This is a genomic window from Bacillus sp. 2D03 (assembly GCF_003946765.1).
Lineage (GTDB): Bacteria > Bacillota > Bacilli > Bacillales > Bacillaceae_G > Bacillus_A > Bacillus_A cereus.
Genome location: NZ_RPSJ01000007.1, coordinates 129,610 through 143,020 on the forward strand (window position 1 = coordinate 129,610; position 13,411 = coordinate 143,020).

A 13,411-nucleotide genomic window follows, 5' to 3' on the forward strand; every position below is an offset into this window, starting at 1 on the left:
TCTCCTTTATGATGGAGATAATATATCTTTGTAATGTTCTACAAACACTTTCCGGTACTTCTCATATGTATCCGCATCAAACTCATCCCCGTTGTAATGAATACACCATAAATTTGCTTGATTTGGGATACCGATTAAATAACCAGCCCTTTGAAACTCTAAAGACTGTGACACATCATAAAAGTGAAACCCTTGAAACAAATCTTCTCGCCACGGAATATCATACTGCGTTGCCATGAATAAACCATCAATTGCCTGAACTGACAAAAATGGTTGATTGCCATAAAAAACCTGATCTAAATTTAATAATTGATAATTCCGTCTTCTATACTCAATCACTTTCCCTACTAAATTTTTCCCTTCCCACCATATCCCGTTATTCGGTAAAAACTGAGCCCCAGCGACTCCTATTAAACCAAGCTTTTCATTTTCTTTAAAAAGAGATATAAGTGTAGAAAACATGTCTCGATTAATAAGATATGTATCTTGATGTATATACACTTTGTATTTCGCTGGATATGAAAGGGCTCGGTTGTAAGCACTTGCCATACTTTGTGCATCTCGTATCGGAAAAATTTGTACTGTGTAACCTGGGGGAACAAAAATGTTTCTTATTTGGCTCTCACATTGTTTGAAAAGCTCCTCATTATTTACACAAACAACGACTAATATTGTATGATCTTTCATTTTTGTCCCCCCTTTTATTCTTCCTTATTTACATCTGACATATAGTGTTCCACAAATATTTTCCGATACTTTTCATAGTTCGTCATATTCACATCAAAATGATAATGGATACACCAAGCATCGCGCTGTACAGGTACACCGACTGTATATCCTGCTTTTTTAAATTCAAATGATTGAGATACATCATAAAAATCAAATCCGTCAAATAAATCTTCTCGCCACGGAACATCATATTGTGTCGCCATTAATAAACCGTCAATACATTCTACAGGAATAAATGTTTTTGATTCATGATACGGTTGTTCTAAACTTGCCATATAAAACAAATCATTCATATAACCAATGACCTTTCCTACAATTCCACGCCCTTCGTTCCATACGCCAGTCGGAGGAACATATTGCGCTCCAACCATCCCAATCATCCCAAGGTGTTCATGTTCCTCAAATAATTGAAGTAATCCGTATAAAAAAGCCCTATTTATAATAAAAACATCTTGATGTAAATAAACTTTATACTTCGCTGGATGCGAAATGGCTTGATTGTATCCACTCGTCATACTTTTCGCATTTCGAATCGGCATAAATTGTACAATATACCCTGGCGGTACTAACAATTGCAATATATGACGCACGCAGTTTGCATACAATTTCCGATCATTTATACATGTAACAAATAATATTGTTTTGTCTGCAGCACTCATAATTGTGATTTTTCAGCTTCAATAATATACTGAAATACAACTGTCTCAGCCATGAAGCCACTTCCAAGACGATATTTTTTACAAATTCCATATAACTCCTCAATAAGCGGTTCATACATTTTATGATCAACATATACACGATCTACTTTACTAATAACATATCCTGCTTTTAAAAACATTCTTAGCATTTCATTAAATGTAAAGAAACGAATATGTGTTTTATCTAATAAACCATATTCTGTATACGTCCAATTTCCAGCAAGTAAGGGAGCTAATACTGAAATATGAGCAACGTTTGGTATACTTGCTAAAATCACACCATTTTGCTTTATATATGGCTTTACTTTTTCTATTACAGCCCACGGATCAAATAAATGCTCTAATACATCCCCAAATATGACGCAATCAAATTGCCCCTCCTCATAAGGAAGATCTATTTTTTCTATATCCCCTAAAATAACATGATCTAGTCTTTCTTTCGCTTTTTCTGCCGCCTCTGGAAACGCCTCAATTCCTGATACACGTGTACCATTTTCTTTAATAGCCGCTCCCAATGCACCGCTCGAGCAACCAATATCAAGAACTTCTTTCCATTCCTTTTTTATATGCTTTAATAAATTCGGATTCGCTGCATTATAATAATGTTCGGATTTTTCTTCATATAAAGAACTTTTTTCGCGATTCATTTCACACACTCCTTATGCAAATTGAATTAGAAATATAAATCTCATATGAATTCTATAAAGTGCAGTTTTTGTTCCTCCCCATTGATTATTAGTCCGCAAATAGCAGTATAAAATTTTTTATCTATATTGGTTACGTTACTGATACTCTAATATATAACCAATCTATTAGAGTTAGAATAACGATAAATCATTTCTACAAAAAACGAAACCTATTACGCTTTATATGGTTTATCAAAAACTCCACGAAAATATTTACGGTTATATTCAATTGCAGCATTATTCGGAACATAAGAAGCTGCTAATTCATTGTAATAATATGCTTTATCCTGCTCTCCTAACCTGCTATAACAAATACACATTTGTAAATAGGGTAGCCATGTGTAGCTAGCTGGACTATGGAAAGGACTTTCCGTTGCCATTGGTACTTCCGTAGCAAGTTTAAACCAAAATATCGCTTCATTATATTTTTCTTGTTCCATATATATATATCCTATTCTTGTACAATTCTCTCCTCTAGGGACGTCATACCGAAACGACTTCACACAAGATTCGATTGCCTTCTCCCACATTCCGAGCTTTGCATAGCAATCTCCTAACTTACCACATGCATAAATTTTCTCTTCATACCATCCTTCGTCTTGATTAAGAAATGTTTCATATAGAAGAACTGCATCATCATATTTTTGGTTATCCGTAGATTCATTTGCGTAATAAAATAAATCTCTCGGACTTAATTCTTCACCTGCCGCTACAGTATTTTGAAAAATTTTCAAATTACGATTTGTTACTTTTTTTTCTTTTTTATGTGTAATAGCAACATTACTACTAAAAACCTCACCAGAAATAGCTAAATACTCATGAACCTTTCCAAACCATTGAAATTGTTTTTCACGCTTTACAAGTCGATTTCTTTTTGTACAATATAAAGGTTTCCCGTTAGAATCCATTGCAAGGTGATAAGGCATCGAAACAGCATCAATTTTAGGATCTAATTCTCTTTTTAAAAGTTTCAATGCTTCTTGAGCATCTTCTAATAAGACGTCATCTGCATCTAGCCACAATATATACTCTTGCGTCGCTTTTGAAAAAGAAAAATTTCTTGCTGCTGCAAAATCATCAATCCACTGGAAATCATATATGTTAGAAGTGTATTTCTCTACGATTTCTTTCGTTCGATCGACGGAGCCTGTATCAACCACTATAATTTCATCCACAATTTTTTCAACTGTGTCTAAACAACGGGCTATTGTCTCCTCCTCATCTCGAACAATCATACATAAACTAATTGTAATTCCTTGCTTGTTCAACATAATCACCCTCTTCCAAATCAATCATATGTTATACATATACTAAACTTTCCATTTTTTTAAATTGTTCAAGTAGTTTAAGATTTCTTTTCAATAATTCAAATGTCCGTGTCATTTTCTTTCGGTTTTGCATCTACTATATAATGAACGCTTTATGGAGGTGAATTTATGTCAAATAATAATTATTCAAATGGATTAAATCCCGATGAATCTTTATCAGCTAGTGCATTTGACCCTAATCTTGTAGGACCTACATTACCACCGATACCACCGTTTACCCTTCCGACTGGGCCGACCGGGCCTACGGGACCGACCGGACCTACGGGGCCGACTGTACCTACGGGACCGACTGGGCCAACTGGACCTACTGGACCTACTGGTGACACTGGGACTACTGGACCTACGGGGCCGACTGGTGACACTGGGGCTACTGGACCTACAGGGCCGACTGGTGACACTGGGGCTACTGGACCTACGGGGCCGACTGGTGACACTGGGGCTACTGGACCTACGGGGCCGACTGGTGACACTGGGGCTACTGGACTTACGGGGCCGACTGGTGACACTGGGGCTACTGGACCAACTGGAGCTACTGGACCTACTGGGGCTACTGGACCTACTGGACCTACTGGACCATCAGGACTAGGACTTCCAGCAGGACTATATGCATTTAACTCCGCTGGGATTTCTTTGGATCTTGGACTTAATGCTCCAGTACCATTTAATACTGTTGGATCTCAGTTTGGTACAGCAATTTCTCAATTAGATGCTGATACTTTCGTAATTAGTGAAACTGGATTCTATAAAATTACTGTTATCGTATACACTGCAGCAGTAAGTCTATTAGGAGGTCTTACAATCCAAGTGAACGGAGTACCTGTACCAGGTACTGGAACGAGTTTAATTTCAGTTGGATCACCTATCGTTGTTCAAGCCATTACGCAAATTACGACAACTCCATCATTAGTTGAAGTAATTGTTACAGGACTTGGGTTATCATTAGCTCTTGGCACGAGTGCATCCATTATTATTGAAAAAATTGCTTAATTTTTTACTTAGCAGTAAAACTGATATCAGTTTTACTGCTTTTTCAATTTCAAATTCAATCATGAAACGTTCATTATGTACATAATCATATTGTTGTATGACATTTTGCAGGAGGCACAAATATGGAAAGTAAATCTGCTGTTCAGCTTTACCTCGAATTGCTAAAAAAGACAATTTTATTTGAAATATGGTTAGAATATGAGGCATACTTACCCGCATCTCTACATATTTCGAAAGAACCAGAATTCGAACCAGTTACAGTCCCCCTCCCTTTATTCATTAAGCAATATGCTGAAAACCATAACTTAAAAATTGTAAAACCAAATGTTTCAAAAAGTGAACGCCATGATGGAATGGATTGGCCAAGAGCAGCACATAGCATGATTGGTCGAGAACGTATGAACCAATTACAAGAGGCGATGGAAACCGTTGTTCGTGAAAATATAGAAGGTGATTTTATTGAAACAGGTGTATGGCGCGGAGGATCATGCATTTTTATGAATGGTTTTTTACAAGCAAACAACATTACGGATCGTAATGTGTGGGTTGCAGATTCATTTGAAGGTTTGCCAGCACCGAATCTAGAACAATATCCAAAAGATTACGGTGATTATTTACACACATTCGATTACTTACGCGTCTCTTTAGAACAAGTACAAGAGAATTTCAAAAAATATGATTTACTAAATGATCAAGTGAAATTTTTAAAAGGCTGGTTTAAAGATACTTTACCAACAGCACCAATTGAAAAAATTGCAATTGCACGGCTTGATGGTGATATGTATGAATCCACAATGGATGGTCTCGTGAACTTATATGATAAAGTTTCTAAAGGTGGCTATATAATTATCGATGACTACGGGCTACCACCATGCGCTGAGGCTGTGACAGACTTTAGAAATCAACGGAATTTAAAAGCCCCTATTACTAAAATTGATGTATTTGGTGTTTATTGGAGAAAAGAATAAAAAAGATTTAATCTATAGGAGATTCCATTTTCACTCATTCTTCTCTTACTTCTAATCCAATTAAGTATTCTTTTTCGGAATCTCCCTACATATAACAATTGTTTTCCTGTGTTCTCTCACTACAAATTGAAAATTTTATTAATAGATTTACTGCATCTTCTCATACAAGAAAGGGGTATACTCATGAGCGAACTTAACAAAGAAATGACTTTACTCCCCCCTCCTGAACTCGTCCAATATGTAGGTGGCGACTTCAAAAAAGTTGGAAAAGAGTTCCTAAAGCATTTTATTCAAATTGGCGCTTTAAAACCAAATGAAAAAGTATTAGATGTAGGCTGCGGCGTCGGCCGAATGGCTGTACCATTATTGAATTACTTACATGATGATGGAGCGTATTATGGATTTGATTTGTTTAAAGATGGAATTACTTGGTGTCAAAATAACATTTCAACTATGCGTAATAATTTTCACTTTGAACATGTTGACATATACAATCAATTCTATAATCCAGAAGGAAAAGAAGATGCCTCTCAATATCGTTTTCCCTATGAAGACGGGACATTCGATTTTATCTTTTTAACTTCTGTATTTACGCATCTTCTCCCAAAAGAATTAGAACATTACGTATCTGAAATTGTACGTGTATTAAAAAAAGACGGGAGATGTTTCATTACATTCTTTCTTATAAATCCTGAATCGTCCTATTATTTAAATGCAGGACAAAGTACACTAGGTTTTTATCATCGAATCGAAAATTGCTACGTTGTAAATAAAGATATTCCGAATTTCGCAGTTGCTTATCCTGAGACAGATATTTGCAATCTATTGAATAAGTACGGCCTAGAAATAATCAATAAGCCGCATTACGGTTTATGGTGCGGCAGACATGAATATACAAGTTACCAAGATATTGTTCTTACAAAAAAAAGCTTCTGAAAGGAAGTTATGTATGATAAATGAAAAAAATCCACCTCTCGTTTCCATCCTTATTCCCACTTATAATCGGCCTCATTATTTCAAAATTGCTCTAGAAAGTGCATTGGCACAAACTTATTCTAATATTGAAATCATCATCGGAGATGATAGTACAAATGATGAAACAGCAACTTTAATACGTGAACAATACTTACCAAATTATAAAAATATAACATACATTCGAAATATCCCTACTCTAGGACAATTTCACAATGACCTTATGCTCATAGAAAAATCAAATGGTGAGTATATAAATTTTTTAATGGACGATGACGTGTTTTATAAGCATAAAATACAAAAAATGATGGCCTATTTTGAGCAAGATCCCAATAAAAACCTTGCTCTTGTTACTTCTTATCGAGTACGTATTGATGATCATGGAAATCTAATAGGTGATTCCCATCCAACACAAAGGTTATATAGTGAAGATACCCCATTAAACGGGATATTTTTAGGTAATTGGATGTTAAAGGGCGGACACAACATTATCGGTGAGCCTACAACTACTTTGTTCCGAAAGGAATTGCTCACTGAACCTTTTGGCACCCTTAAAGAGCGACAATATTCTTGTAGTGTTGATATGGCCTCATGGATTTCTTTACTTTCTAAAGGAAATGCAATATACATTTCTGAGCCTTTAAGTCAATTTCGCTACCATGCTGGACAACAAATACACAATAAGCTCCTTCAAGGTTGTGAAGATTTCACACACCTTGTTATAACAGCAAAAGAATATGGCTTTTTACAAAATACTACGGACTATAGAGCAGCTCTACTTAGTGCTTACCAATGGTGTAAAAGTTCCTTAAAATACTATCTTCATCAACTAGATATTTTTCCTGACGCACATGTACGTCTTTCCCATTGTTTGGATATAATTATTAAAGAGTTAAACAATTAAACTACTCTGCAAAATCAAAAGTGTATGGACTATATGTGAATTATTTGTATAGTTCATACATTCTTTCTCATACTATAAAGTGAAACTTTAATCAGCTCTCACCAATCGGGCTTTTACGGGCAGTTGATCCCCCACCGAACTTCTTCGCTTTCGCTGAATTTTGAGGTGGGGGTCTTACTGCCCATTAATGCGGGATAAAATCCATTACTATAAAGAGCAGTAGAAAGGAATACCTACATTGAAAGATCCAAATTCTCAATATCAAATAGACTACGTATTACTATTTATTTTATTTGCCATTGGGATTGTTAGTTGTTGTGCTATTGCAAGTGCGCAAGCCTCTTTACCGCCATTTTTACAAAACGTCAATTTTGTACTAAAACAAATCCAATGGTATTTCATTGGATTTATAGCCATTGGTGTTATTATGATTATCGATTTCGACCGTTATCAAAAAATCGCTTGGTATTTGTACAGCTTTGCAATGGTACTACTTATTGGACTAGAACTTCAAGTACCAGGTGCCGTTACAATTAAAGGCGCTACAGCTTGGTACAGGCTCCCAGGCATCGGAAATTTTCAGCCTTCTGAAATTATGAAATTATTTTTAATTATCGTCATTGGACGAATTATAGCAAACCATAATGAGAAATATTTTCTCCAAACAATACATGACGATTTTTTACTACTTGGAAAAATATTTGCAACAAGTTTGCCACCACTACTACTCATCGCAAAGGAACCAGATTTAGGAAATACAATGGTCATTTCAGCGATGCTTGCAGCAATGATACTAGTTTCTGGCATACGATGGCGTTTTATTTTCGGATTAGTTTCAGCTACTTTCGTGGCTGGATCTACATTAATATATATTTTTTTTACTCACACAGATTTCTTTAAAGCACATATTTTAAAAGAATATCAATTAAATCGCTTCTACGGATGGTTAGCACCTTACAAATATGATGCACAAGGATATCAATTAAGACAAGCATTCTTAGCGACTGGATCCGGAGAAATGCAAGGAAAAGGGTGGGAAAATGGACAAGTATATTTTCCAGAACCACATACAGATTTTATTTTCACTAATGTCGCTGAACAATTTGGATTTCTAGGCGCAAGTGTCATTATTTCTCTTTTTTTCTTACTCATTTTTCGAATGATTCATATTGCTTTAGAAAGTAATGACCCTTTTGGTAGTTACATTTGCGCTGGTACAATCGGAATGTTTACTTTCCAAGTATTCCAAAATATCGGGATGACAATCGGATTACTTCCCATTACAGGGATAACATTACCTCTTATGAGCTACGGAGGAAGTTCACTGCTTACATACATGATTGCGATTGGGTTCATTTTAAATGTTCGCTCAAGAACGAAAATCTTTATGTTTAAATGAACAACACAAAAACGCTATATTTTTATCTCTATCCTTTTTTAGATATACTAATGAAAAATACGATGGAGGTTTAAATATGAAATATGACATTATAGGAGATATTCATGGATGTTTCCAAGAGTTTCAAAATTTAACAGAGAAGCTAGGATATAACTGGAGTAGCGGTCTACCGGTTCACCCTGACCAACGCAAACTTGCATTCGTTGGCGATATTACAGACCGTGGTCCTCATTCATTACGTATGATTGAAATTGTATGGGAACTTGTCATACATAAAAAAGAAGCTTATTACGCTCCTGGAAATCACTGTAATAAACTATATCGATTTTTCCTTGGGCGTAATGTAACAGTCGCTCACGGACTTGAAACAACTGTTGCTGAATATGAGGCACTTCCTTCTCATAAGCAAAACATTATAAAAGAAAAGTTTATCACTCTTTATGAACAATCACCACTCTACCACATACTAGACGAAAAAAGAGTAATCGTATGTCACGCTGGGATTCGGCAAGATTACATAGGAAGACGAGATAAAAAAGTACAAACCTTTGTATTATATGGCGATATTACAGGAGAAAAGCATGCCGATGGCTCACCGGTCCGTCGCGATTGGGCGCAAGAATACAAGGGACAAGCTTGGATTGTATATGGACATACACCAGTAGCAGAACCTCGATTCGTCAATCAGACAGTCAATATTGATACTGGTGCTGTATTTGGTGGCAAATTAACCGGATTACGTTATCCTGAAATGGAGACTATCTCTGTCCCTTCTTCTTTACCTTTTGTCGCTGAGAAATTCCGTCCAATTTCATAACTACCTTACTTAGCATTATTTAGGCAGATTTCATATAAAACTAGGTAAAGTAATTAAAAAAAGATGCAATAAAGTGCATCTTTTTTTAATTACCCTACATATAATGTCGCAGGAGGTGACAGAATGAAGAAAAAATCTTCTAAACAAAAAAGAAAATTCCCCCCTTTATATCTGCCCATGTACGGAATTAACAACTGGTGTAGTATTCGGGCTGCAGCGATAGAAGAACTGGAAGAACAAGAGTCATCAAAAAAAAGCAAAGTAAAACCAACATATGTCTCTTTAGAAAATGCTGTGATGAGCCGCATAATCGATCGCAGAAAAATAAAGATGCAACAAAAAAATAAACAGCTTTCAAATCAAGATGAACAGATACTACATTCTAACCAAACAGAAGAAAAGACGGAAGAAAATATTTCTGTAGCAATGAATAAAAAAGTGGAACCAGAAATTCCAGCTGCTATTATAAACAAAGTAAAAAAAATAAAAGAAGCATTAGCTTCATCGAATGATATACAAATTGAAAAACCACTCATAATTGAGACACCTACACCTGAAAATACAAAAGTTAAAAGGGGCGGCCGATATGCATATGCAGAGGGGCTTCACTCTCATGCGGAGGGCATGGCAGCACATGCGGAAGGCTTATTAACACACGCAAAAGGTTCTTTCTCTCATGCAGAAGGATCAAACTCAAAAGCAACTGGACATAGTTCGCATAGTGAGGGAAGTGAAACGACAGCAGGCGGGGCTTATTCTCATGCGGAGGGTAAACAGACGATTGCTTTAGGCGAAGCAGCACACGCAGAAGGAAACGCAACTATCGCTAACGGATCCTCTTCTCATGCGGAAGGTCATCATACATCAACAGCTCATTTTGCAGGTAGCCATATTATGGGGCGCTTCGGCACTGCAGAAGAAGCTTATTCTTGGTTTATTGCAAATGGTGTAAGCGACACCGACCATAATATCGGGGCTAAATGGCTTGCTCATAATGGAGAAATGTACATTGAGGGCGCGTCTTACAATGCAAGCGGAACGGATTTTGCACAAATGTTTGAAACCGAAGATCATAAACCTATTGATGTCGGTTATTTCGTTACATTTAGTAACGAAGAAAAAATTCGGATAGCTACTTCACGCGATTCGTTCATTTTAGGAATATCTAGTGCAACCCCTGCCCTTATAGGAAATAGCGGGGCTTTAAGTTGGCAAAAACGTTATAAAACAGATAACTTTGGAAAACGCCAATATGTATGGACGGAAACCGAAGAAATACAACCTCTTTTAAATACAGAATGGGATCCAACTTGCAAATATGTAGCAAGAAAGGATCGCGCCGAGTGGCTTCCTGTCGGATTAATTGGACAAATGTTAGTACGTGATGACGGCACTTGCGAAGCACATGGATATTGTCGTCCAAATGACAATGGCATTGCTACAAAAGCCGAAAATGGATTTTTCGTTATAAAGCGTACGGGTGAAAATCAAATTTTAATATTATTCCGCTAAGAAAAAAGGGAACAAAATTCTTTATAATATAAGAATTTTGTTCCCTTTTTAAGTATGCCGCAACACTTCTTGCATATCGCTTGGAAGCTTTATAGTGAAAGACATCTCTTTCTCTAAAATAGGATGATAAAACGTCAAAGATTTACTATGAAGTGCTTGCCGTTTCATTTCATCCCTTCCCCCTCCATATAAGCTATCACCAAGTAACGGATGTCCTATATGAGCCATATGCACACGAATTTGATGCGTTCTTCCTGTCTCAAGCTCAAGCGCTACATGTGTCTTATGATATGTACTATCAATTACCTTAAAATGAGTAACTGCCCTTTGTCCATCCTCACAAACCGTTCGCTCAATAATGCTATCAGATTTTCGACCAATTGGTGCATCAATCATTCCTTCTCGTTCTACAATCTTTCCATGAACAATTGCTTCATACGTTCGTTTCACAGCTTTTTGTTGATGCTGCTTCGATAAAAGATGATGCACGAAACGATTTTTTGCAATAAGCATAAGCCCCGAAGTATCACGATCTAAACGTGTTACGATGTGCACTGTACTTGCAAGGTGCTGCTTATCATAATGAGATAAAAGCGCATTGGCAACACTCCTTGTCGGATGTTCTCTAGACGGAATCGTTGACATGTTCGCCTCTTTATTAATGATAAGAACCGCGTCATCTTCATATACAATGCTTAAAGGGATATCTTCTGCCATCATCCCTTCACTTCTTTCCTCAACTGGAAAAAAGACACGTAATTTTTCACCAGCACGCAACTGATGACGAACACTCGCATGTTGACCATTTACTTCAATTGCCCCGCCGTGAAACTTTATATCCGTTAAAGCGGCTTTAGAAATACATTTCGTTTTCAAAAATTCCCTAACTAAAGTTCCCTCTTCAGCCGGACCTATATCCCATTTCAATGTAAATCTGTTCAAATATATAACCCTTTCTATTTATCTGCAACAAACGAGTCACGAACTCGTTTCCAGAACGGGAATGGACGGAAACGAACAAATCGTACTTTCTCGTTTGCGACGCGATACTGGATTGATTTCACATCTTGATGAACCATCGCTAAATGATCCACTGTAATTTGTAAGTTCATTCCTGCAGCTGGCTTTAACACACATGTATGATGCTTCGGCAATACAAGTGGCGATCCTACAGTACGAAATACACGATTGTTAATGGACGCCATTTCTGCAATTTGTATCGCTTCAATAGATGGGTGAATAATCGCTCCGCCAAGCGCTTTATTATACGCGGTACTTCCTGAAGGAGTAGAGATACAAAGGCCGTCTCCGCGGAATGTTTCAAAATATTCTCCGCGTATTTCTACTTCTGTTACTAATGTACCTTCTGCACTTTTTACAGTCGCCTCATTCATCGCTAAATACTGTGACTCTTTACTTCCATTCACATAGCGAATAATAACTTCTAAAAGCGGATATTCCACCACTTGGAATGGTGTTTTCGCAATTGCAATTACTAATTTCTCTACTTCTGTCGGTAACCAATCTGCATAGAAACCTAGATGTCCTGTATGTACACCAACAAATGCTGTTTCATCCAATCGATTATAATAACGATGAAACGCATATAAAAGCGTTCCATCTCCCCCAACAGAAATTACAATATCGGGTTCCTTTTCATCCATTATAAATCCAAAATCTAGCAAGTACTCTTTCATCGTGCTTGCCAGTGTATCTGATGATTGATCTCCCTTTGACATAATTGTAAATTTCATCGCCCAACACCCTTTAGTTTATGATTCAGAATCTTTCGTTTCTTGCTTTCTTGAAAAAGCCTTTTGCGCTTCTTGAATTTCAAGACGAATAGAAGACATTTCTTCATCTAATAAAAACGCCGCTTCAGCTGCACGTTGCAACCTTATTTTAATATCTTCAGGAAAACGTCCACTATATTTATAATTTAAAGAATGCTCAATTGTTGCCCAAAAGTTCATTGCTAGCGTGCGTATTTGGATTTCTACCAATACTTTTTGTTCACCCTGAATCGTTTGAACAGGATAACTAATGACAACATGATAAGAACGATAACCGCTATCTTTCTTTTGCGTAACATAATCACGTTCTTCCACGATTTCAAAGTCATTTCGTTTTCGAAGATATTCTACAACAGGCTTAATCTCATCAACAAATTGACACATCATTCTAAGCCCAGCAATATCCTGCATATCTTCTCTCAATCGGTCTAGCGGTACATTTCTCTTCTCCGCTTTATCAATAATACTTGCAACCGACTTTACCCTTCCTGTTACAAACTCAATTGGAGAATGCTCTGTTAACATTGCAAATTGAGTACGCATTCCTTTTAGTTTCACTTTCAGCTCTGCCACCGCTTGGTGGTAAGGTGCTAAAAATTCTTCCCAATTTCGATTCAT

Annotated in this window: 14 protein-coding genes; 7 read left to right on the forward strand and 7 right to left on the reverse strand. The window is 36.7% G+C overall.

Annotation, left to right across the window (positions count from 1 at the left end; genetic code table 11):
• Nucleotides 1-6: 6 nt before the first annotated feature.
• The 4 genes from EBQ15_RS17270 to EBQ15_RS17285 all read right to left on the reverse strand — a co-directional run bounded on the left by EBQ15_RS17270 (nt 7) and on the right by EBQ15_RS17285 (nt 3,384).
• The gene (locus EBQ15_RS17270) at nt 7-687 is read right to left on the reverse strand and encodes a glycosyltransferase family protein (protein ID WP_000651520.1); all 681 of its coding nucleotides are present in this window, start codon (nt 685-687) and stop codon (nt 7-9) included.
• A gap of 14 nt (nt 688-701) precedes the next feature.
• Nucleotides 702-1,388: a glycosyltransferase family protein gene (locus EBQ15_RS17275; RefSeq protein ID WP_001271183.1), complete on the reverse strand. Its 687-nt coding sequence runs from the start codon at nt 1,386-1,388 to the stop codon at nt 702-704.
• On the reverse strand, nt 1,385-2,074 hold the full coding sequence (locus EBQ15_RS17280; protein WP_001078431.1) for a class I SAM-dependent methyltransferase: 690 nt from the start codon (nt 2,072-2,074) through the stop codon (nt 1,385-1,387). The genes EBQ15_RS17275 and EBQ15_RS17280 overlap by 4 nt, the downstream gene beginning before the upstream one ends.
• Nucleotides 2,075-2,286: 212 nt before the next feature.
• Nucleotides 2,287-3,384 carry a glycosyltransferase gene (locus EBQ15_RS17285; RefSeq protein WP_000932907.1) on the reverse strand — a complete coding sequence of 366 codons (1,098 nt, stop codon included), beginning with the start codon at nt 3,382-3,384 and terminating at the stop codon, nt 2,287-2,289.
• A 165-nt stretch (nt 3,385-3,549) separates the two neighbouring features.
• Here EBQ15_RS17285 and EBQ15_RS17290 point away from each other — a divergent pair, with 165 nt between their 5' ends.
• From EBQ15_RS17290 to EBQ15_RS17320, 7 genes are all read left to right on the forward strand, one after another.
• Nucleotides 3,550-4,428, forward strand: a complete 879-nt coding sequence (locus EBQ15_RS17290; protein ID WP_086392113.1) for a BclA C-terminal domain-containing protein — start codon at nt 3,550-3,552, stop codon at nt 4,426-4,428.
• Between the two features lie 122 nt (nt 4,429-4,550).
• Complete coding sequence (locus EBQ15_RS17295) at nt 4,551-5,396, forward strand: TylF/MycF family methyltransferase (RefSeq protein WP_000444389.1); 846 nt, start codon at nt 4,551-4,553, stop codon at nt 5,394-5,396.
• A gap of 183 nt (nt 5,397-5,579) precedes the next feature.
• Nucleotides 5,580-6,332, forward strand: a complete 753-nt coding sequence (locus EBQ15_RS17300; RefSeq protein WP_001292836.1) for a class I SAM-dependent methyltransferase — start codon at nt 5,580-5,582, stop codon at nt 6,330-6,332.
• Between the two features lie 13 nt (nt 6,333-6,345).
• Nucleotides 6,346-7,272, forward strand: a complete 927-nt coding sequence (locus tag EBQ15_RS17305) for a glycosyltransferase family 2 protein (RefSeq protein ID WP_001999321.1) — start codon at nt 6,346-6,348, stop codon at nt 7,270-7,272.
• Nucleotides 7,273-7,510: 238 nt separating this feature from the next.
• Nucleotides 7,511-8,671: an FtsW/RodA/SpoVE family cell cycle protein gene (locus tag EBQ15_RS17310; protein ID WP_000654697.1), complete on the forward strand. Its 1,161-nt coding sequence runs from the start codon at nt 7,511-7,513 to the stop codon at nt 8,669-8,671.
• Nucleotides 8,672-8,747: 76 nt separating this feature from the next.
• A complete protein-coding gene (gene prpE, locus EBQ15_RS17315; protein ID WP_000872698.1) occupies nt 8,748-9,488 on the forward strand; it encodes a bis(5'-nucleosyl)-tetraphosphatase PrpE in 741 nt (246 codons plus the stop codon).
• A 123-nt stretch (nt 9,489-9,611) separates the two neighbouring features.
• Nucleotides 9,612-11,000: a peptidase G2 autoproteolytic cleavage domain-containing protein gene (locus EBQ15_RS17320; protein ID WP_000730513.1), complete on the forward strand. Its 1,389-nt coding sequence runs from the start codon at nt 9,612-9,614 to the stop codon at nt 10,998-11,000.
• Nucleotides 11,001-11,048: 48 nt separating this feature from the next.
• Here EBQ15_RS17320 and EBQ15_RS17325 read toward each other — a convergent pair whose 3' ends face one another.
• Genes EBQ15_RS17325 through yjbM form a run of 3 tightly spaced genes read right to left on the reverse strand, consistent with a single transcriptional unit; the run spans nt 11,049 to nt 13,411 of the window.
• Complete coding sequence (locus tag EBQ15_RS17325; protein ID WP_001079133.1) at nt 11,049-11,942, reverse strand: RluA family pseudouridine synthase; 894 nt, start codon at nt 11,940-11,942, stop codon at nt 11,049-11,051.
• Nucleotides 11,943-11,956: 14 nt separating this feature from the next.
• A complete protein-coding gene (locus tag EBQ15_RS17330; RefSeq protein ID WP_000673189.1) occupies nt 11,957-12,754 on the reverse strand; it encodes an NAD kinase in 798 nt (265 codons plus the stop codon).
• An 18-nt stretch (nt 12,755-12,772) separates the two neighbouring features.
• Nucleotides 12,773-13,411, reverse strand: a complete 639-nt coding sequence (gene yjbM, locus EBQ15_RS17335) for a GTP diphosphokinase (RefSeq protein ID WP_001081482.1) — start codon at nt 13,409-13,411, stop codon at nt 12,773-12,775.